Below are 20,268 nucleotides of genomic sequence, written 5' to 3'. Positions count from 1 at the left end.
AGGCTCCGTTGAATTTGTATCTGACGCCTCAATTCAGTTGCCGCGCTTAATCCGCGCCCCCAAATCACGTTTGACGAATAAAGCCGAGGGGCGATCGGATGGCAACAGTAATGCAGCTGTGCTGAATGAGGCCAAGTTGTTGTCTGCGTTAGCGCGAAGGCTGCAGTCTTCGCTCTTTTTTCCTGTTGGAATGTGTGAAACATCGTCTGTCGGCCATGGTGCCAATTAAAGGGAGCCGACCACATGACGCATTTCAAGATCGTATTTTTCGGAAGCAGGGGTCGCGTAGTCGCGGAGCGCATGATCCCTTGCCAAGACCACTGGGACGCATGTCAGTGGGCTTGGAAGAACCTACCAGCAAGAGCGGAAGACTTTCACGTCGAGGAGGCCTCGTACGAAGAGAAGCTGGAGGAGTCGGAGAGGGAGAATGATCTGATAGTCCTGAGAGCCTTTCACATTCTCAGGAAGAGGGCCAGGCTGATGAGACCTCTTTCATAAGCGGGCCTCGTAGTATCGAGCATTTCGACAGTTGGGCACTTCGAGCGCCCGAGCCCAGCAAGAGCCTGCCCATGCGTCGACCGTAACCAAAACGCATGGGCAAACTGTCAGCCTCCGTTAGCCCTGTGCAATTGCGAGGGCGCACTTGGCTTCCGACAACTCGGCATTGAGCAGAGTATCGGCGTGGGTCGTGGCGTCCACTTCGGGGCCACTAAGGGCTGGGAAGAAAGACGCGAGTTCCTTCCGGGTTACCTTAGGGGCCCCGGCAGTCAGGTCGCGTTGCGGCTTGGTCCCGGCTGTATACGGCTGGCCAGTGGCTGGGTCGTGGGTTCCGTTGCGGATGCCGTGCTGTACCTCTGCCATTGCCATGCGGCTGGACCGCTCGGAGGCCGCTTGCATCTCGACATAGCCCGGGCGGTCTGCACCATAGGTCCGGGTCTGGACATCCACCTTGCGGAGCGCATCGCGGATTGCTTGGAGGGCGCCCCGCTCCTGTTTAAGCTGTCGCTCAAGGTTGGTGCGCTGAGACACGAGCGAGGCGTTTTCATCGGTCAGTCGGGAGACCTCGGCGGTCAGCTTGGCAATCTCAGTCGAATTGTCCAAGGCCTCGAGTTGAGCGAGGAGTTCCTCACGGGTCGCGAGTTTCTTGCTCATGGTCAAATTTTGCTTTCTTCGCTGCAGCGACGTTCGAGTATTGCGATGTACGAGACTAGTAGGTCCATTTCAGCTCGGAGCCCAGCATAGCGGTACTGAATTTCGGGGTCGGAGTTGAAATCCTCAATAGCTTCCCGGAGGATCGTGAGATTTTCAAAGATGTTCATGTTCATGTTGATTTCCTTTCGAGGTGTTAGGACAAGGGGAAAAGGGCGAGAAGGCACCCAGTAAGAGTCGCGAAGATGTAGGCTGTGGTCATGTAGCCGAACGCTTTGGCGAGAACGGGCCTACTAGTCGTCGGCATCTGGCAGCGACTGGTACCAAAGGCCATAGGCGCCACCCAGCTTGGACGGGTGGAGCTTCCCTGAGACGACATCGGCCACCACGCGGCGGGCGAATGGGTCATCGGTACGGGACGCAGCGTAGACAAGAGATGACCAGCGGTCCCCGCCGATGTACTCGGAGGCAATCGGGGACGCCTCCATGACGGTGGTTTCGATCAGGGTTGAGGTGGTCTGAGCGTCGAACCCCAAGGCGTCCTGCATTGTCTCTACGATGTCGCTGAGGTCTCCCGTGGCAACCATGGTATCGATGCTGTCAGTAACTTCGGTGGGTGTGAAGCAGTCGGCAATCTCGTCAAGGGTCTCCGAAAGTGATGTGATGGTCCCGGCGTCCTTGATCTCAAGTTGCTCTTGGAGGGCCTCAAGTTCCCTGTCTGTCATCCCCTCGATGTTGACGTCTTCGAGGGGATCGGTACCGGAAGGGATAGCCTCAGGGTTGAGTGCAGCTGCGTTGTTGAACGTCGACGTGCCGGTAGGCACTGGGCCATCGGAGACCGCTGGGGTACCTGAGGGCCCTGTAAGGCCAAGCTGTTCAGCAATGTCGATGTCGACGTAAGTGTTCATACCCGGAACGAAGACCTTACCTTCAGGGGCGGGGCCAGCGGCAGAGCCAGCAGCGTACCCGGGATTGCGGTCGACCCAACCGGAGCTTGGGACATCTGGGGACGGCATGCGCATCATGCTGTCAGCGGTGGGGTCGTAATGATTGGACATGGGGTTTCCTTAGAGGAGTTGGGCAGCGCTTAGCGCGAGCTTGGTGTAGGTGAGCAGGGTCATATGCTGCGAAGCAGCGGTTTCGGACCCCGAGTTGGAGCCGCCGTTTGGCAGCGTGGAGACAGCTGAGGACCAGAAGTCCTTGCCGTAGATCGTGTTGGCGTGGCGGACGAAGTCGCGGCCAAGGAGCCGGTGAGTTGCCCCGTAGGCAGCGCGTTTAACCAGCGGCTTTCCAGCTATGGTCTTGCGGAAGTCTCCGAGGAGCGCACCGGCACGTGTGAACAGGAAGGCGTTCCGGTTCTCCCGTAGCCCGCCTGCCTTGCCGGTGTCGTAGTAGGCAGACATCCACCCGAGAAGCGCCTGGGCGTTGGTGACGGCGTCGGTATAGGTCCGCTTGTCCTTGTGCTGCCAGTTTGCGAGGAGACCCTTAGCCTTGGCGATCTGTGGGAGGCCCCGGTGGATGTCGCCAGGACCGAGACAGAAGGACGGCGGCAGAGACTGGCGGCGGTCGAGGGTCCTGAGGTCCAGCGCGATGCGCGCGGCAAGCTGGGCGTCGGTCTGGAGGTAGACAGCGATGGCGTGGCGGAAGATGGCGAGTTCGTTGCGGGACGGGTGGCGGGCGATGGGATCGCCACGGGAACTCGCGGCTTCCTTGTGGGAAGCACAGTAGCGTGAGATGCCTGAGCGCCTGCGGTCACAGCCGGGGCATGAGCATGGTTTCTGCTCGTTGAGTATCTGGCGGCGGCGCAACTGCGCGGCGTTGTCGGGGGCTTGGGCACCAACACGCCAGTCGCGCGGGTGCCCCCGAGTGACGGGAGATGCCATGAGGTTCCTTTGTGGTTGCTAATGAGAGCGCAGGGGCGCTGGCGGTTTGCCCAGTGGACATTCCTACATGGGCATTTTGCCCAGATGCTGGCTTAGTAGTCGGACTGACCGGCGTGAGGATTGGTGGCCTGATCCATGTAGCGGTCGATGTTGGTTATGATGAACTCCTCGAATGCCTCACTCTCCACCAGCCACTCGGGGAAACGCTTGTCCAGCTTGACCAGAGCGTCTGCGAGGATGTCCGCGTTCTTGAACAGCTTGCTACCGAAGGTTTTCTTGAGTGCCTTGACGTATCGGTCCACCTCCTTTGATCGCCAATCGGGCACGGGCTCGCGGGGCTCGATGCCCTGCAGTAAGTCCCGCGCCTCTCGCCAAGTGAGTGCCAAGAGACCCTCGGGTGTCTGACCGGCAGACAAGAGGGCCTCGCGCACCTTGCGCATGTTCTTGATGGTCCCGTCAGCAACGGAGCAGCTACGCCGTATGCGGTCGCGTGAGAGGTCGGTGGTCACCGTCAGGAACCACGCGCGGTCGAGCTTTTCCTCCAGCGACATGGGCAGGCGGTCCTTTGAATTGGCCTCGGCTGCGAACGCCAGGGCATCTTCGAGTGAGCCCGTGAAGACCTCGACGGGGATGTTCGAGTGGACCCCGGCGCTGAGGTAGGCGAGGCGGCGGTGGTGTCCATCGATCACATACCAGCGGTCACCACCCCACCAGACCACAAGCTTGTCGAGGTAAGAGGGGTTGGACTGGGAGCCGATAGCATCCCGGAGTGTGGCGACATGCTTGTCGCTCTCTAGCTGTCGGCCTTCGAGTTCGCGCGGCTGGAACGCGCCGACCATCGAAGTGATACGCGAGGGACCGGCGGGGCCCTTGAGGTCGAGGTGTGTCGGTAGGGGAGCGGGCGGTGTGGACCCGTGGCTCTCAAGAGCCTTGCGGATTATCGCGAGGGCCTCGTGGGGTGATTTGCGCTCCGTCATTTGGAACCTTTCCGTGTTGGCGGCGAGTGCCCGGCTGGGCATTCCTACGTGGGCAATTTGCCCAGTTGTCAGTTGTCCTTGGTGCCGGTCGCGAAGGCGATCTGCTCATCGACACTCAGTCGGTCGGCGAACCAGTCGGGGATCATGTTGGATGTGTCAGCGGGACGGGTTGTGCCTGCCTTCACAATGTCTCTGATCTGGCCGTAATGCATGTAGCTTGTGTCGTGCGGGAGCCAGCCGAGAAGCCGGAAGGACCAGAGAGCCTTTAGGATTTCCCTGATGTCCGGGATAGGAAGCCGGTGGTTGCTACGGGCCCGCTCAAAATCTGCCTCGGTGCATCCCTCAGGTGTCATCCCTCCACGGTGGGCAAGGTAGCGAGCCACACGGTTGTTCTTGATGTGGACGGGGGCCGTGCGGGTGTCGTTGTGGTCGCGAACGACGTGGAAGGTTGCTGCAAGGGATGGGCGCAGCGATGTGCGCATAGCTTCGGCGATGGCCGCGATGGTTTCGGTCATAGTGGTATCCTGGATGTTGTGCTGGATGGCGCGTTAGGCGCTAGGTGTGGTGTGTAGAGGGCCTCAACTACAGGACCCATACCCAAGAGAAAAACCGGGAGCAGACGTGAAAACGAGCAGGGAGATGCGGACGAGCGTCCTTTGTGCAGTATGAGTAGGTGATCCGGCGAGGCCGTCTACTCTCATGATGGGCGGGTATTCGCGAAGACAGGCAGGGAGACGCGGGTGAGGCCGTCTACCGTCCATACGGCAACCTAATCGGACGAGTACGTGTCTTATGTACTGTATGGAGAGGTAATAACCGGCGAGTTATGGATGAGGGCCGGTGCCACCCCCTAGTCCGGCTCTCCAGTGCCGTCGAAAACGATGGCGTGCGTGTGACGCACCCCCACGGTAACCTCCGCCCCGGTGCTGTCGACAAGAGTGGTGGTGGTGGCGGGAAAGCCGCGCATGGTCACCAAGGCACGTCTGAGGGTCTTGCTGTCGCTCTCAAGGTCGATGCGCTGCACAAGGTTCCCCAGGAGCCTTTGGGCCTCCTTGCGGTCCTCCTTGGCCAGCCGTTCAATCTCGTGCTGGTCAAGCTCGAAGTCAGCCAAGGAGGTCTCAGCATCCTCAGCCCTAGCGACCTCCTCACGTAGCCGCATCATCTCGCCACGCTTCGCCTCGATCTCTAAGGACAGGGCAGTGGACTGGTCCAGCAAGAACTTACGTGACGCGGCGTCGGCGGCCTCAGCCATACCAGCAAGAATGTTGCCCTGCTTGGCCTCAAGGGCACCTATGGCGTCGGCAAGTTCCGTTACCTTGTCGATGGAACCCGCCGCTGCTTCTCCCGGTATGGGAACGGCTAGGAGCCCGACGCGGGAAAGCATCTCGGCCTCGAAGCGTTCATAGCGCCAATTGGGGGCCTTGCAGTCCGTCCGCTTCGTGGTCTTGCCAGAGCAGATGAGGTAGCGGAACTCCTTGAACTTCGAGGACGTGAGATTCATGACGGACCCGCAGTGCCCACAGTAAACCAGCCGAGGGAACAGGGTGGCAGTGTTGCCGTTCTGGGAATTGTGGACCCTCTGGCGGGTACGGTGCTGGATGGACAGCCACTCGGTCTCAGTGATCAGGGCAGGGTAATAGTCGCGTACCTCGTCACCCTTGACCACGAGGGACCCATACGCCGCCTTGGACTTGATGATGTCCTGCACGACGCTCTTGCCCCATTGGCCCCCTTTGGGAGACGGCAAGCCCTTGGCGTTCAACTGCTGGGTGATTGCACCCTGGCCGACGCCATCCTTGGCAAGCTGGAATATCAGCCGGGCATCATCGGCACGAGCGTTCAACTGCTGGGTCTGCTGGTCAATCCAAAAGGGAACCTTGGACATCTTGACCTTGCCCTGCCGCGCCCTGTTGGTGCGGTTGTTCCACTCAGACCCGACGCGCTCTGATATCTTGGCGCTGTAGGCATTGGCCGCCTGCATCTCCATGAGGGACATGACCAACAGCATGACGTTGGAACGGTAGTCTTCGATGGTGTGGACGCGCTGGTCGTGCAGGGTCACGATGGTCAAGCCGGTCTTGAGAACGGCAAGGAAGTACTCTTGCGCGTCGAGGTAGTTGACGCGGGAGATGCGGTCCACGTTCTCGACTATCAGCACCATGTCACCAGGGATCACCCCGGCCTTGATGTCTGCCACTAGCTTGCCGAAGGATGCCTCAAGGTTTGCGCCCTTGAAGGCCGAGACACCTTCGTCCTTAAGTTTGAGGTCGAGCGCCAGCCCATAGGTAGAGCAGAACCGTTCGGCCCCCTCGGTCTGGCGTCTCAGGCTGTCGCCGGATGTCTGGCCATCGGAGGACCAGCGGGCGTAGCTAATGGCGCGGCGGCCCTTGAGGTCTCTGGGTTGCAGCATGGTTTACCCCCGTTTTCAAAGCAACATCTGGGGGCTTCGTAGTTGTTTGTAGAGTGACCGTCAAGGCACATCGAGACCGCCGGCCAGAACGCCGACCGTGCCGGTCGCAACACTGCCCTTGTGCGCGGCCGTGTCGATGCCGCGCGCCAGCCCGGAAACAATGGCATAGCCTTCGCGGCCAAGATCGGCCGCCAGCATGCGCGCCATCTTGATGCCGGCAAGCGAGGCGTTGCGGGCGCCGACAATCGCCACTGCCGGCAGGCGAAAGACGGCGCCTTCGCCTTTCACCGCCAGCAGCGGCGGCGGGTTGTCGAGGGTCTTCAGCAGGGGCGGATAGTCGGCTTCGCCGACGCCGACGAAGCGGGCGCCGGCGCGTCGGGCGGCGTCCAGTTCGGCTTCAGCCTCGGCGACGGAGGGGACGCGGATGATGCGATTGGCGCCGCCGGAGATCGTCAGTTCGGGCAGCATTTCCAGCGCGGCTTCGGCCGAGCCGAAGCGGTTGATCAGTTCGCGGAACGAAGCCGGGCCGACATTCGGCGTGCGGATCAGGCGCAGCCAGGCAAGCCGTTGCCGGTCGCTGAGGCGCGGGCCGGCGGTCGTAGCGCTCATCCCTTCGCCCCGATCTTGCCCTCTGTGCCGGCGAGCAGTCGCGAGATGTTGGCATGATGCTTGATGATGACGATCAGGCTCATCACCGCGAACAGGCCGGCGATGTGCGGCGTGCCGATGAAATACAGCGCGATCGGCACAACTACCGCCGCCGCCAGTGCTGCCAGCGATGAGTAGCGGAACAGGATGGCCATCGCCAGCCAGACGACGGCGAAGACGAGCATGCCTTGCCAGGCAAGTCCGAGCAGCACGCCGAGATAGGTTGCGACGCCCTTGCCGCCCTTGAAGCCGAGCCAGACCGGGAAGAGATGGCCGAGGAAGGCTGCGAAGCCGGCGACAAGTCCGTAGTCCGGTGAAAAATGCCCCGCGATCAAGGCGGCGGCCGTGCCTTTCAGCGCATCAAGCAGCAGCGTCGCGGCGGCGAGGCCCTTGTTGCCGGTGCGCAGGACATTGGTCGCGCCGATATTGCCTGAGCCGATCTTGCGGACATCGCCGAGGCCGGCCGCGCGGGTGATCAGCAACCCGAACGGGATCGAGCCGAGCAGATAGCCGAAGACCAGCGCGATCACGTAACCCATTGTTTCCCCCATATCTCCTCTCGCACAGAGCGCTTCCCCAGGTTGAATTACTGTGCGCTATGCAACCTTTGTTTGCAAGAGCTGACCTTGCTCAGGCGTCAATCGGTCATAATGGTAGAGTCGAGAGGGTTCGCCAAGCAACTCTGTGCCGCGCGGCCTCGGCAGTGGAGCTTATGCGGAAAACACCGTGCGGCCCGCGACCACCGTCCGTAGGACCTTGCCCTGCAGACGCGCACCCTCGAAACAGGTGTTCTTCGAGCGTGAGTGCAGACCGCTTTCGCTGACGATCCACGGCTCGTCGAGATCGACCACGCAAAGATCTGCGGGCGCGCCCGGCTTCAGCGTGCCGCCCGGCAGGCCGAACAATCTTGCCGGCGCGGTGGACAGCGTCTCGATCAGCCTCGGCAGCGGCACGTCGCCATTGTGGTAGAGCCGAAGCGCGGCGCCAAGCAGCGTCTCCAGCCCGATGGCGCCGGCGGCGGCGTCGGCAAAGGGCAGGCGCTTGGTGTCGACGTCCTGCGGGTCGTGCGAGGAGACGATGATGTCGATCGTGCCGTCCTTGATCGCCTCGATCATCGCCAGCCGGTCGTCCTCGGCGCGCAAGGGCGGGGTCAGCCGGAAGAAGGTACGGTATTCGCCGACATCGTTCTCGTTGAGCGACAGGTTGTGTATGGCCACACCCGCCGTGACATTGGCGCCGTCGGTCTTTGCCCGATTCACCGTGCCGGCAGCCATTGCGGACGATATCTTGGCGGCGTGATAGGCGCCGCCGGTCAGCCGGGCCAGCGCCAGGTCGCGCTCGAGCGGGATGAGCTCGGCCTCGCGTGGGATGCCGGACAGGCCGAGCCAGCTCGCGTAGAGACCTTCGTTCATCACTCCGGACGAGGCGAGATCGGCGTCCTGCGTTTCGTGTGCGATGACGCCGCCGAAATCGCGGGCATAGGTGAGCGCGCGGCGCATCACCAGCGCGCTTGCGATCGTATGGCGGCCGTCGGTGTAGGCGACGGCGCCGGCTTCGCGCAACAGGCCGAATTCGGTCATCTCGCGACCTTCAAGGCCCTTGGTGATCGCGGCCGCCGGGAAGACATTGACGCTTGCGGTGTCGCGTGCCGTGCGCAGCACGAATTCGACCAGGGCCACATTGTCGATCACCGGGTCGGTGTCTGGCATCATGACGATGGAGGTGACGCCGCCGGCCGCGGCAGCGACGCTCGCCGAAGCAATGGTCTCGCGATGCTCGCCGCCGGGTTCGCCGATGAAGACGCGCGCGTCGACGAGGCCCGGAACGATCGTCTTGCCGGCGCAGTCGACGACGGTGGCGCCTTCGGGCACGCCCTGGTTCAGGGCCGCCTTGCCGGACGCGACAATCTTGCTGCCGTCGATGATGACACTGCCGATCTCGTCCACGCCGCGCGAGGGGTCGACGATGTGCGCCCCGGTAAAGACAGCCACGCTCATGCGCCGCGCCCTTCATGGTTGCGGCGCGGGTCGAGCAGCGCTTCCATGACCGCCATGCGCACGGCGACCCCCATCTCGACTTGCTCCTGGATGACGCTTTGCGGTCCGTCGGCGATTTCGGAGGCGATCTCGACGCCACGGTTCATCGGGCCGGGATGCATGACCAGCGCATCCTCCTTGGCGGCCTTCAGCTTTTCGGCATCGAGACCGAAGTAATGGAAATATTCGCGGATCGACGGCACGAAGGCGCCTGCCATGCGCTCGCGCTGCAGGCGCAGCATCATCACGACGTCGGCATCCTTGAGGCCCTCCGCCATCGAGCGCGAGACAATCACGCCCATCCTGTCGATGCCGGACGGCAGAAGCGTCGAGGGCGCTACGACTCGCACCTGCGCGCCAAGCGCGTTGAGCAACATGATGTTTGAACGGGCGACGCGCGAATGCAGGATGTCGCCGCAGATCGCCACGATCAGCTTCGACAGCGGGCCCTTGGCGCGGCGGATGGTCAGCGCGTCAAGCAGCGCCTGCGTCGGGTGCTCATGCGCGCCGTCGCCCGCGTTCACCACCGAGCACCCGACCTTCTGCGCCAACAGCGCCGCGGCCCCGGCCGACTGGTGGCGTATGATCAGTATGTCGGGCCGCATGGCGTTGAGCGTCATCGCCGTGTCGATCAGCGTCTCGCCCTTCTTTACCGAGGAGCTTGCCACCGGCATGTTCATGACGTCTGCGCCGAGCCTTTTACCGGCCAGTTCGAAGGAGGACTGCGTGCGGGTCGATGCCTCGTAGAACAGGTTGATCTGGGTGCGGCCGCGCAGCGTCGAGGTCTTCTTTTCCGATTGCCGCGAGATCGCCACGGCACGGTCGGCGCGATCGAGCAAAAGCTCGATATCGGCGGGGGAAAGGTCGCGGATGCCCAGAAGATGGCGGTGAGGAAAAAGCGGCAGGGACGAAGCGTCGGTCATCTCAAGGCGCTGCTATAGGGTGCGGTCCGGCCTGCCGCAAGCACCAGCTTTGGATTGCGGGTGTTCTCCCCGGTATTTTCATCGCGCGCGCCACGACGCTTGGGTTATAAGGCCGGATGGCCTCGGATTCGAGATCGTGGCCTTCGGCTTTAAGGACCTTTCTGCCAATTGAAGGATTGGGCGTGACCGACGAGGTGATCAACCAGCCGCCGCCGTTGACGGGCGGCAATGCATGGCGGGGCGATCCGTTGCTCATCCAGCTCGCCGAGCGTTTTTCCGACCCCGTGCGCAAGGACCTCGACGGGCTTGGCCGGTTCGTGATGACACAGGAGGCGCAGGAGCTTGCCCGCCTCGCCAACACCGACACGCCGAAATTGCGGACACATGACCGCCAGGGTCGGCGCCTCGACCTGGTCGAATACCATCCGGCCTATCACGCCTTGATGCGCCGCTCGATCGCGGGCGGCCTGCACTCTTCCGTATGGGAAAACGGCGATGCCGAGATCGGTCGCCGCCATCAGGTGAGGGCGGCACGGTTCTATCTGACCGCGGAGCTCGAGGCGGGGCATCTTTGTCCCATCACCATGACCAGCGCCTCGCTGGCGGCCTTGATGGCAAGCCCGAAGCTCTTTCGCGAATGGGCCCCGCGCGTGACGACGCGCAAATACGATCAGGCGCAGAAACCGCCGGTGCACAAGACCGGACTGACGCTCGGCATGGGCATGACCGAGAAGCAGGGCGGCACCGACGTGCGCGCCAACACCACCAGGGCAGAGCGCACCGGCAGCGGTTTCTACAGGTTGACCGGCCACAAATGGTTCATGTCGGCGCCGATGTCGGACGCCTTTCTGGTGCTCGGCCAGGCTCCGGAGGGACTGTCCTGCTTTCTCGTTCCGCGCATCCTTGGCGACGGTTCCGGCAACGGCTTCCGCTTCCAGCGCCTGAAGGACAAGCTCGGCAACCGCTCGAACGCCTCATCGGAGGTGGAGTTCGTCAATGCGATCGGCGAGATGGTCGGCGACCCGGGCGCGGGCGTGAAGACGATCATGGACATGGTGACGCTGACCCGACTCGACTGCGCGGTTGCGTCATCGGCGCTGATGCGGGCGGGGCTCGCCGAGGCGGTTCACCACACACGCCATCGCCAGGTGTTCGGTTCGAACCTGATCGACCAGCCGCTGATGCAGCGGGTCCTGGCCGACATGGCGCTCGACGTCGCGGCCGCCACGGCGCTGTCGTTCCGCTTGGCGCGCTCTTTCGATGAAGCGGCAAGCGATCGCGGCGAGGCGGCCTTTGCCCGCGCCATGACGCCTGTCGTCAAATATTGGGTCTGCAAGATCACGCCGCAGGTGCTCTACGAGGCGATGGAATGCCTCGGCGGCAACGGCTATGTCGAGGAAGCGCCGCTTGCCCGCTACTATCGCGAGGCGCCGGTCAACGCGATCTGGGAAGGTTCGGGCAATGTCATGGCGCTCGACGTGCTGCGCGTGCTTGGCCGCGCGCCAGGCCTGTTCGAGGAGGTGCTGTTCGGCATCGACCGCGACCTTGGCACCGGCGGGCGAGGCACCATCGGCGTGCTCAAGGCAGCCATGCAGGTGGCGACGACCGACGAGGAATCCGCGCGCCTGCTCACCGAACAGCTGGCGCTGTCGGCTGCGGCGGCGGAGCTTCGAAGGCTGGGGGCGGGGCGGATCGCCGACGCGTTCGTCGAGACACGGCTCGGCGGCCAGTGGCGGACAACCTACGGCATGCTCGATTCGCGCCACGATGCGCGCATGATCATCGACACGCTCTATCCGCCGGTGACCTGATCCTTCCCGGACCAGATACCGGCCTGTGGATGGCCGTTAACCTTAATAAATGGTTTCCATTGCGGCGGGCCGTTGCAAAGCCCAATCTCGGCCCGCTGGAGCAGGGAAGGGTTAACCATGACCTCCGAGCTCCGCCAGGCGGGAAGCGCATGCGGCACGTGTTGAGTTCAGTTCTGGCCTTGCATTGGGCGGTGGTTTTCGCCCTGCTTGCCTATATCTGCATGGACGGCAACGGCGGCCTCGAGGCCGCGATCGGCGTGCCGGGGCTCACAATCCAGGGCAGCCGGTTCGAAAGTGTCGCCGTGGTTGCGCCGCTTTCGATCGCGCTGCTGACCGTCGCGGTGCTGTTCTGCTGGGCCTTTGTCGAAACGCTGCTCAACGGCGCGTCGAGGCGGGACGCGGGCGAGAGCGTTGCAAGGGTCGCTTTCGTCTTCGCGTCGTCCCTGCTGTCGCTGATTCTCATCGCCGGCGTGGCGCAAGGTATAGACGGGCTGTTTGTGATCGTCGGCATACAGATGACGGCGCTGCTTGCTTCCTATGTCGCGATGCAAGCCGAACGCCGGTCCACCTTTGCCGCAACGAACCTGCCCGAGGGCGACGTACGCGCCGCCGCCGCGCGCATGGCGATGGGCGCCGCGCACAGCTCTCTCCTTTCCCGCATATCTGGTCATCTGGAAAACAAGCCAGGAGGCAGCCGCTGATGCGCACGCTGTTCGCACTCTGGGCCGCTCCGATGGCGATCTTCTGGGGATGGTTCTTCCTGTCGCTCAACGACATGAATTTCGGCTATGTGATGCTTAGCCGCCAGCTGCACGACTTCGTCTTCCAGATCTATGGCCAGATGCTCGGCATCGATCCGGCGATCATCCCGGGCATGGTGGCGCGGACCTGCATTTTCGATTTTTTCCTGCTCATGGGGCTTTGGGCCTTCCGCCGCCGGCGCAACATCGCCGAATGGATAAGGCAGCGCCGGCAAGGCACTGTCAGCGAGGATCGTCTCGGCCAAGCGACTGAAGCCGGTCGAGGGCTCCCTGCAGAATAAAGGCGGCGGCCGCCGAATCGATCTTGCCGGCGCGTTTCTTGCGCGAGAAATCCATTTCGATCAGCGTTCGTTCGGCAGCGACCGTGGACAGCCGCTCGTCCCACAGCACGAAGGGCAGGTCCGACAGCGACGCCATGTTGCGGACGAAGGCGCGTGATTTCTGCGCACGAGGTCCTTCCGAGCCGTCCATGTTGATCGGGAGACCGAGCACGATGGCGCCGACATTGTCCTTCTGGAACTGCGCGAGCAGTTGGGCGGCATCCAGCGAAAACTTCTTGCGCAGGATGACCGGGCGCGGGTGGGCAAAGGACAGCCCGCGGTCGGAAACCGCCACGCCGATCGTCTTGTCGCCGAGATCGAGCCCGGCGAGAGTCCTGCCGCCGGCAAGCCGTTGCGGCAGTTCCTCGATTGAAATAATCCCCAACGGCTTGTCCTGACATCCGGGCGTCACACGTCCTTTTGACGGTGGGAAGCGCCGCGCCACTTTCAATTTGTGGCCAGCGTTCTATCTTCCGGCAACGGAAAAATCGAGGAAGCATTCATGAAACTGACTTGGTACGGACATTCGGCATTCCGCGTCGAGACCAAGGATGCCACCATTCTCATCGACCCTTATCTGGTCGGTAATCCGTCCTGGACCGGCGGCTGGGAAGGGCCGGCCGAGGGTGTGACCCATGTCCTTCTGACACACGGCCACAACGACCATGTCAGCGGCGCGGTCGAAGTGCTGAAGAAAAGCGGCGCCATGCTGGTCGCGAATTTCGAGATCTGCATGTATCTCGTGGGCCAGGGCGTCAGCGGCGACAAGATCAATCCTGGCAATATCGGCGGCACCGTCGATTGCGGACCGTTCACCACCACCTTCGTCCAGGCGCTGCATTCGTCCTCTTTCGGCGGCGAGGGCGGCACGAACACCTATCTGGGCAATCCGGGCGGGCTCGTCCTGCACTTCTCGGAGGACAAGACGCTTTATCACATGGGCGACACCGACATCTTCTCCGACATGGGGCTGATCAACGAGTTGCACGAGCCTAAGATCGGCATCGTGCCGATCGGCGACCGCTTCACCATGGGCGGCGCGGTGGCAGCCCTTGCATGCCGCCGCTTCTTCGGCTTCGATACTGTCGTGCCTTGCCATTTCGGCACGTTCCCGATCATCGACCAGACCGCAGACAAGTTCGTCGCCGGCATGGAGGGCTCGGGCGTCAATGTGGCCCTGCCTGAGATCGGCAAGGCGATCACGATCTAGGTCGCCTCACCGACATGAGGAGCAACGTGCGCGATCGCTTCGGCATCATCCATGTTGCGCGCTGAGCGCCGCGCCGCTATAGCCCGCACTGGTTTTGCCGAGGCGAAAAGAACATGTCCGTTGATCTTCAGACCGTGAAGCGCGTAGCGCGCCTTGCCCGTATCGCGGTGAGCGAGGAGGACGCCGAGCGCATGACTGGCGAGCTGAATGCCATCCTCGGCTTCGTCGAGCAGTTGAACGAGGTCGACGTCTCGGGCGTGGAGCCGATGAGGTCGGTCACGCCTATGGGGATGAAGAAGCGCCAGGACGCCGTCACCGACGGCGACAAGGCCGCCGATATCGTCGCCAACGCGCCGGCAACGGATGAGAACTTCTTTCTTGTTCCGAAGGTGGTGGAGTAGGCCGTGGCCGTCGAGATCGCCGTCGAGACGCCTTTGCAGGACGACGTGCGCGCGCTGGTCGCCGAACTGAATGCCGCGCTGCTCGAACTGACGCCGCCCGAACATTGTTACCATCTCACAGTCGAGCAGATGGCGGGCAGGGATACGACAGTGTTCATCGCCCGCGACAATGGTCTCGCCGTCGGTTGCGGCGCGCTCAAGCGTCATGACGGCGCGGTCGGCGAGGTCAAGCGCATGTATACGCGGCCTTCGCATCGCGGCCGCAAGATCGGCGCCGAGATCGTCGAACGGGTCGAGGCGCTTGCCCGGCAGGAAGGGCTGACGCGCCTGGTGCTTGAAACCGGCGATCGGCATCCCGCCGCCTGGACCGTTTATGAGCGCGCCGGATTCTCGCGTTGCGGACCGGTGCTGGATTATCCCGACTCCGAGTGGTCGGTCTTTTACGAAAAGAGCCTTGCCTGATGAGCGACCTCACACATCTCACCATTTCCGAGGCCCGCGCCAAGCTGCGCGGCAAGGAGATCACCGCGGCCGAGATCACCGAGGCCTATCTCGCGGCGATCGATCGGGCCAATCCGGTGCTCAATGCCTATGTGACTGTTACCGCCGACAAGGCGCGCGACATGGCGAAGAGTTCCGATGCCAGGCTCGCCAAGGGCGAGGGCGGCGCACTGGAAGGCATTCCGCTCGGCATCAAGGACCTGTTCGCCACCGAAGGCATCCATACCCAGGCCTGCAGCCATGTGCTGGACGGTTTTCAGCCTCGCTACGAGTCTACCGTCACATCCAACCTGTGGGCCGACGGCGCCGTGATGCTCGGCAAGCTCAATATGGACGAGTTCGCGATGGGTTCGTCGAACGAGACCTCCTACTACGGTCCGGTCATCAATCCCTGGCGCCGCTCGCGCCTCGATACGGTGGTGATGCCGACGACGCATCAGGGTGACGGCGGCTTCGTTTCCGCCGGCGGCACGAAGACGCAGCGGACGCTGGACAACGCCCAACTGGTGCCGGGCGGCTCGTCCGGGGGGTCGGCGTCGTCCGTGGCCGCCTTCCTGTGCGCCGGAGCAACCGCCACCGATACCGGCGGCTCGATCCGCCAGCCAGCCGCCTTCACCGGCACGGTCGGCATCAAGCCGACTTACGGGCGCTGCTCGCGCTGGGGCATCGTCGCCTTCGCTTCCTCGCTCGACCAGGCCGGACCGATCGCGCGCGACGTGCGCGATGCCGCGATCATGTTGAAGTCGATGGCCTCCGTCGATCCGAAGGACACGACCTCGGTCGATCGCCCGGTGCCGGACTACGAGGCGGCGATCGGCAAGCCGATCAAGGGCATGAAGGTCGGCATTCCGAAGGAATACCGTGTCGACGGCATGCCGCAGGACATCGAGGCGCTCTGGCAGAAGGGCATCGCCTGGCTGAAGGACGCCGGCGCCGAGATCGTCGACATCTCGCTGCCGCACACCAAATATGCCTTGCCGGCATACTATATCGTTGCACCGGCCGAGGCTTCGTCGAACCTCGCCCGCTATGACGGCGTGCGCTACGGCCTGCGCGTGCCCGGCAAGGACATCATCGACATGTATGAGAAGACGCGCGCCGCCGGCTTCGGCCGCGAGGTCAAGCGCCGCATCATGATCGGCACCTATGTGCTGTCGGCCGGCTATTACGACGCCTACTATCTGCAGGCGCAGAAGGTGCGCACGCTGATCAAGCGCGACTTCGAGAACGTCTTCGCCGCCGGCGTCGACGTCATCCTGACGCCCGCAACCCCGTCGGCCGCCTTCGGCATCGCCGACGAGGACATGGCCTCCGATCCGGTCAAGATGTACCTCAACGACATCTTCACCGTGACGGTGAACATGGCCGGCCTTCCGGGCATTTCCGTGCCGGCCGGCCTCGACGGCAAGGGCTTGCCGCTCGGCCTGCAACTGATCGGCCGTCCGTTCGATGAGGAAACGCTGTTCCAGACGGCGCATGTCATCGAAAAGGCGGCGGGCAAATTTCAGCCTGAAAAGTGGTGGTAGCGTCGTCCCTCATCGAGCGAAGGTGAGGGATGTTCTACTACCTTTCGAAAATATTCTGGTTCTTCATCCAGCCGGTCAACCTGGCGATATTCCTGCTGCTCGCGGGACTTATGGCGGCGATCTTCCGTCGCCGGCGATTGGCCGCGACCGGCGGCGTGGTCGCCGTCGTGATCATGGTCCTCTCGGCCTGGACGTCCGTCGGCGCGATGATGCTGACTCCACTGGAAGAACGCTTCCCCAAGCCGCCACTGCCCGAAAAGGTCGACGGCATCGTCGTGCTTGGCGGCGGCTTCGAGGGCGCCATCAATCTCGCGCGCGGCGGCTATGAGTTGAACAGTGGCGGCGACCGCATGGTGGAGACCGCTATCCTCGCCAGGCGCTTCCCGCAGGCAAAGATCGTGGTGTCGGGCGGCAACGGCTCGCTCTTCCTTGATGGAGAAGGCGACGCCGACACCGCACCGCGCCTGCTTGGCGCTCTCGGCGTTCCGGCCGATCGCCTGATCCTCGAGGACAAATCCCGCAACACCTACGAGAATGCTTTGTTCTCGCGACGACTCGTCGAGCCGAAACCGGGTGAGACCTGGCTCCTGGTAACCTCTGCTTTCCACATGCCGCGCGCCAAGGCGCTATTCGACAAGGCGGGTTTTCCGACCGTTCCCTGGCCGGTCGACTACCGTACCTCGGGCAGGGAAGGCGTCGGCTTCTACCGCGACAATCCGGTGGACTCCATACAGGCGACCACCATCGCTGTTCGCGAGTGGATCGGGCTATTCGCCTACAGGCTTTCCGGCAGGATTGATCAATTCTTTCCCGGACCCGGCGGCTGACCGAGCACTGCCTGCCGCGCCGCCGAGAAGAACTGGCGGCGCACAAGCACCGCCAGAAGCACCAGCGTCGACACCACGAACACCAGGGGATCGACGAACCAGCCGAGATAGCCTATCGAGAAGAAGACGGCGCGCAGGCCGGCGTTGAAGTGCTTGCCGGCGAGCACGTTCATCCTCGTCGCCCGCCAAACCGCCGTTTCGCTCAGCGGGTTGCGCGAAGCCGGGCCATGCGGGGTAGGTACGGCGCCGATCAGGATCGAGCAATAGTTGAACAGCCGGTAGGCCCAGCCGAACTTGAAGAATGCGAAGGCCAGGATCAGCACCAGGCCGAACACCTTGGACTGGAAGGCTTCACGCGACGCAGCCGCACCGAACGGCAGATCGGCCAGAATCTGCAGCACGCGGTCGGAGGCGCCGAGCAGGGCAAAACAGCCGCCGAGAGCAATCAGCGAAGAGGACGCAAAGAAGGCAGTGCCTTGCTGGAGGCCGTTCATGATGGCCGTGTCGACGATCCGGATCTCACGCTCGGCCATGTTGCGCATCCAGGCCTCGCGCTGGGCGTTCATTGCCGTGGTCAGCGACATGCGACGGACGAGCTTGCCGTCCGAGGCGAGGGTGTGCGCAACCCAGACCACCAGGAAGAAAGCCAGCGCTGCCAGATCGGCGGCCGAAAGATGAATTGAATCGCTCATCCATTGCTTCTAACACAATGGGTGCCGATGCTTCGACAGGCGGCGGAGCCCGATGTCGCTGGCGGAGCAAACAAGGTCGGCAGCCGCCGAGCCGCGACATGCAAAACAGCGGAAACATCCCACGAATTCCTCTATAAGCCTTGATCGGCCCCCAGGAGACAACGGCCCCGTGTTCCTTTCGGTTTTCGACCTGTTCAAGATCGGTATTGGCCCATCGAGCTCGCATACTATGGGGCCGATGACGGCTGCTCGCCGTTTCCTCGACGAGATACTGGCGGGCGACTGGCCGCGGCCCGCTGGCGTCAATGTCGACCGCATCGGCGCCAGCCTGCACGGTTCGCTCGCGTATACCGGTATCGGCCACGGTTCCGACCGTGCCGTGATCCTTGGACTGGCGGGCCAGACACCGCAGACGGTCGATCCCGACGAGGCCGATGGCATCGTCGCCCGCATCGCTACGGAGAAGCGTATTTCGCCCCCCGGGCATCCGATCTATCGCTTCGATCCCGCCAAGGACCTCGTGCTCGACCGCAAGACGCCGCTGACCGGCCACGCCAACGGCATGGCCTTTTATGCCTATGACGCATCCGACCGGCTGCTGCTCAAGCGCATCTATTATTCGATCGGCGGCGGCTTCGTCGTTTCCGACGAAGAATTGCAGCGCATGAAGGTCAAGGGCTCGGTGACGACCGAGGGCAAGAAGGTGCCGTACCCGTTCAAGAATGCCGTCGAAATGTTGGCGATGGCGGCAAAGAGTGGGCTTTCGATCGCCGAGATGAAGCGCGCCAACGAGGAAAAGCACATGTCGCGCGCGGAGCTTGACGAAGGCCTCGACGCGATCTGGGGTGCGATGAAAGGCTGCATCGATCGCGGCCTGTCTCAGGACGGCATCATGCCGGGCGGCTTGAAGGTGCGCCGCCGCGCGCGGCAGCTGCATGACAAGCTGCAGGAACAATGGCAGCAGAACCGGCCCAACCCGTTGCTGGCCAATGACTGGCTGTCGATCTATGCCATGGCGGTCAACGAGGAGAACGCGGCCGGCGGGCGCGTGGTGACGGCTCCGACCAATGGCGCGGCCGGGACGCTGCCGGCAGTGCTGCGCTACTGGCTGCATTTCCATCCAGAGGCCGACCAGCCAAGCATCCGAGACTTCCTGCTGACTGCCGCGGCGGTCGGCGGCATCATCAAGTCCAATGCCTCGATCTCCGGCGCGGAGGTAGGCTGCCAAGGCGAGGTGGGGTCGGCCTCTGCGATGGCGGCGGCAGGCCTTTGCGCGGTCATGGGCGGCACGCCGGAGCAGGTCGAGAACGCCGCCGAGATTGCACTCGAGCACCATCTCGGCATGACCTGCGATCCTGTCGGCGGCCTTGTGCAGGTGCCCTGCATCGAGCGCAATGCGCTGGGGGCGGTCAAGGCGGTCACCGCCGCGTCATTGGCCATCAAAGGCGACGGGACGCATTTCGTGCCGCTCGACGCCGCGATCGAGACCATGCGCCAGACCGGCCTCGACATGAACGAGAAGTACAAGGAGACCAGCCTCGGCGGCCTGGCGGTGAACGTCGTGGAGTGCTGAGGTCTCGGGAAGACCGGGACCGGCCCTGTGGAGAAGTCGCTCAAAAGCGTTGACGCGTCGATCCTTGCGCTAAATCTTGGGGCATGTCTCTCAATCTCCTAAAACTTTGCGTCGGCTGCGACAGCGTCGAGGATCTTGAAGAATGGATCGCTTTCCGCCTCGATGAGCGGCGTCGCGCCGGTGAGCCGGCCGAGCACTGGCACACCACACGCATGGTGCCGACGCGTGGCGGCGAGGTCACCGATGGCGGCTCCCTCTACTGGGTGATCAAGGGTAACGTCCAGTGCCGGCAGTTGATCACTGAAATCCGTCCCTTCACCGATGGCGAGGGCATCGGACGCTGTCATCTGGTGCTCGATCCGGAGGTGGTGCGCACCGATTGGCAGCCGCGCCGGGCTTTCCAGGGCTGGCGTTACCTCAAGCCCGCGGACGCTCCCGCCGACCTCGGCAAGGGCAGGGCGGCGCTCGCAGAAATGCCGCCGAAGCTCAGGCTGGAACTCGCCGAACTGGGCCTGTTGTAGCGCGGCTTCGCGCTTGGCCGAGGCGCTGGCCCTTCGGCTTGGGCGATGTGGGGCTTGCAAGCGGAGGACCTCGGTCCCATCCTATTTCCTATGCTCAGT

Annotated in this window: 23 protein-coding genes and 1 pseudogene; 11 read left to right on the top strand and 13 right to left on the bottom strand. The window is 63.2% G+C overall.

Features of this window, described 5'->3' with window-relative positions; genetic code table 11:
- Positions 1-243: 243 nt before the first annotated feature.
- Positions 244-498: a hypothetical protein gene (locus tag ACR64R_RS09260; RefSeq protein WP_487361344.1), complete on the top strand. Its 255-nt coding sequence runs from the start codon at positions 244-246 to the stop codon at positions 496-498.
- A gap of 117 nt (positions 499-615) precedes the next feature.
- Here the strand turns inward: ACR64R_RS09260 and ACR64R_RS09255 are convergent, their stop codons facing one another.
- The 11 genes and pseudogenes from ACR64R_RS09255 to ACR64R_RS09205 all read right to left on the bottom strand — a co-directional run bounded on the left by ACR64R_RS09255 (position 616) and on the right by ACR64R_RS09205 (position 10,026).
- Positions 616-1,152 carry a hypothetical protein gene (locus ACR64R_RS09255; protein WP_487361343.1) on the bottom strand — a complete coding sequence of 179 codons (537 nt, stop codon included), beginning with the start codon at positions 1,150-1,152 and terminating at the stop codon, positions 616-618.
- A gap of 2 nt (positions 1,153-1,154) precedes the next feature.
- Positions 1,155-1,325 carry a hypothetical protein gene (locus ACR64R_RS09250; RefSeq protein ID WP_487361342.1) on the bottom strand — a complete coding sequence of 57 codons (171 nt, stop codon included), beginning with the start codon at positions 1,323-1,325 and terminating at the stop codon, positions 1,155-1,157.
- 117 nt (positions 1,326-1,442) lie between these two features.
- The gene (locus tag ACR64R_RS09245) at positions 1,443-2,207 is read right to left on the bottom strand and encodes a hypothetical protein (RefSeq protein ID WP_487361341.1); all 765 of its coding nucleotides are present in this window, start codon (positions 2,205-2,207) and stop codon (positions 1,443-1,445) included.
- 9 nt (positions 2,208-2,216) lie between these two features.
- Positions 2,217-3,032, bottom strand: coding sequence for a hypothetical protein (locus ACR64R_RS09240; RefSeq protein ID WP_487361340.1), 816 nt, complete (start codon positions 3,030-3,032; stop codon positions 2,217-2,219).
- A 92-nt stretch (positions 3,033-3,124) separates the two neighbouring features.
- Positions 3,125-4,009, bottom strand: coding sequence for a hypothetical protein (locus ACR64R_RS09235; RefSeq protein ID WP_487361339.1), 885 nt, complete (start codon positions 4,007-4,009; stop codon positions 3,125-3,127).
- A gap of 68 nt (positions 4,010-4,077) precedes the next feature.
- On the bottom strand, positions 4,078-4,524 hold the full coding sequence (locus ACR64R_RS09230; protein ID WP_487361338.1) for a hypothetical protein: 447 nt from the start codon (positions 4,522-4,524) through the stop codon (positions 4,078-4,080).
- A 335-nt stretch (positions 4,525-4,859) separates the two neighbouring features.
- Entirely contained in the window at positions 4,860-6,419 is a 1,560-nt protein-coding gene (locus ACR64R_RS09225) for a recombinase family protein (protein ID WP_487361337.1), read from the bottom strand.
- Positions 6,420-6,482: 63 nt separating this feature from the next.
- A pseudogene (locus ACR64R_RS09220) lies at positions 6,483-7,028 on the bottom strand (DNA-processing protein DprA); the annotation flags it as partial.
- Positions 7,025-7,618, bottom strand: a complete 594-nt coding sequence (gene plsY / locus ACR64R_RS09215) for a glycerol-3-phosphate 1-O-acyltransferase PlsY (RefSeq protein WP_487361336.1) — start codon at positions 7,616-7,618, stop codon at positions 7,025-7,027. The gene plsY and the pseudogene ACR64R_RS09220, both read right to left, overlap by 4 nt.
- 159 nt (positions 7,619-7,777) lie before the next feature.
- A complete protein-coding gene (locus ACR64R_RS09210; RefSeq protein WP_487361335.1) occupies positions 7,778-9,064 on the bottom strand; it encodes a dihydroorotase in 1,287 nt (428 codons plus the stop codon).
- Positions 9,061-10,026, bottom strand: a complete 966-nt coding sequence (locus ACR64R_RS09205) for an aspartate carbamoyltransferase catalytic subunit (RefSeq protein ID WP_487361334.1) — start codon at positions 10,024-10,026, stop codon at positions 9,061-9,063. The genes ACR64R_RS09210 and ACR64R_RS09205 overlap by 4 nt, the downstream gene beginning before the upstream one ends.
- A 182-nt stretch (positions 10,027-10,208) precedes the next feature.
- Between ACR64R_RS09205 and ACR64R_RS09200 the strand changes: the two genes are divergently transcribed.
- From ACR64R_RS09200 to ACR64R_RS09190, 3 genes are all read left to right on the top strand, one after another.
- Complete coding sequence (locus tag ACR64R_RS09200; protein WP_487361333.1) at positions 10,209-11,837, top strand: DNA alkylation response protein; 1,629 nt, start codon at positions 10,209-10,211, stop codon at positions 11,835-11,837.
- Between the two features lie 221 nt (positions 11,838-12,058).
- Positions 12,059-12,538, top strand: a complete 480-nt coding sequence (locus ACR64R_RS09195) for a hypothetical protein (protein WP_487361332.1) — start codon at positions 12,059-12,061, stop codon at positions 12,536-12,538.
- Entirely contained in the window at positions 12,538-12,879 is a 342-nt protein-coding gene (locus ACR64R_RS09190; RefSeq protein WP_487361331.1) for a DUF6105 family protein, read from the top strand. Before ACR64R_RS09195 ends, ACR64R_RS09190 begins: the two co-directional genes overlap by 1 nt.
- Here ACR64R_RS09190 and ruvX read toward each other — a convergent pair.
- The gene (gene ruvX / locus ACR64R_RS09185; RefSeq protein WP_487361330.1) at positions 12,821-13,303 is read right to left on the bottom strand and encodes a Holliday junction resolvase RuvX; all 483 of its coding nucleotides are present in this window, start codon (positions 13,301-13,303) and stop codon (positions 12,821-12,823) included. The two genes, ACR64R_RS09190 and ruvX, sit on opposite strands and share 59 nt — an antisense overlap.
- Positions 13,304-13,420: 117 nt before the next feature.
- On the opposite strand from ruvX, the gene ACR64R_RS09180 reads away from it, so the two are divergent.
- From ACR64R_RS09180 to ACR64R_RS09160, 5 genes are all read left to right on the top strand, one after another.
- Positions 13,421-14,128 carry a metal-dependent hydrolase gene (locus tag ACR64R_RS09180; RefSeq protein ID WP_487361329.1) on the top strand — a complete coding sequence of 236 codons (708 nt, stop codon included), beginning with the start codon at positions 13,421-13,423 and terminating at the stop codon, positions 14,126-14,128.
- A gap of 113 nt (positions 14,129-14,241) precedes the next feature.
- Positions 14,242-14,529 (top strand): Asp-tRNA(Asn)/Glu-tRNA(Gln) amidotransferase subunit GatC, encoded by a 288-nt coding sequence (gatC, locus tag ACR64R_RS09175; protein ID WP_487361328.1) that lies wholly within the window; start codon positions 14,242-14,244, stop codon positions 14,527-14,529.
- A gap of 3 nt (positions 14,530-14,532) precedes the next feature.
- On the top strand, positions 14,533-14,991 hold the full coding sequence (locus ACR64R_RS09170; RefSeq protein WP_487361327.1) for a GNAT family N-acetyltransferase: 459 nt from the start codon (positions 14,533-14,535) through the stop codon (positions 14,989-14,991).
- Positions 14,991-16,556: an amidase gene (locus ACR64R_RS09165; RefSeq protein WP_487361326.1), complete on the top strand. Its 1,566-nt coding sequence runs from the start codon at positions 14,991-14,993 to the stop codon at positions 16,554-16,556. Before ACR64R_RS09170 ends, ACR64R_RS09165 begins: the two co-directional genes overlap by 1 nt.
- A gap of 29 nt (positions 16,557-16,585) precedes the next feature.
- A complete protein-coding gene (locus ACR64R_RS09160; protein WP_487361325.1) occupies positions 16,586-17,383 on the top strand; it encodes a YdcF family protein in 798 nt (265 codons plus the stop codon).
- On the opposite strand, the gene ACR64R_RS09155 is transcribed toward ACR64R_RS09160, so the two are convergent.
- The gene (locus tag ACR64R_RS09155; RefSeq protein ID WP_487361324.1) at positions 17,356-18,075 is read right to left on the bottom strand and encodes a DUF599 domain-containing protein; all 720 of its coding nucleotides are present in this window, start codon (positions 18,073-18,075) and stop codon (positions 17,356-17,358) included. The two genes, ACR64R_RS09160 and ACR64R_RS09155, sit on opposite strands and share 28 nt — an antisense overlap.
- Before the next feature lie 169 nt (positions 18,076-18,244).
- Between ACR64R_RS09155 and ACR64R_RS09150 the strand changes: the two genes are divergently transcribed.
- Complete coding sequence (locus ACR64R_RS09150) at positions 18,245-19,648, top strand: L-serine ammonia-lyase (protein ID WP_487361323.1); 1,404 nt, start codon at positions 18,245-18,247, stop codon at positions 19,646-19,648.
- 83 nt (positions 19,649-19,731) lie between these two features.
- Positions 19,732-20,169, top strand: a complete 438-nt coding sequence (locus ACR64R_RS09145) for a DUF1489 family protein (protein WP_487361322.1) — start codon at positions 19,732-19,734, stop codon at positions 20,167-20,169.
- Positions 20,170-20,268 lie beyond the last annotated feature (99 nt).

This window comes from Mesorhizobium sp. MC2-1-1, from assembly GCF_057597255.1.
The sequence above is the reverse complement of the archived record's forward strand: the minus strand, read 5'-3'. Positions and strand labels throughout refer to the sequence as shown.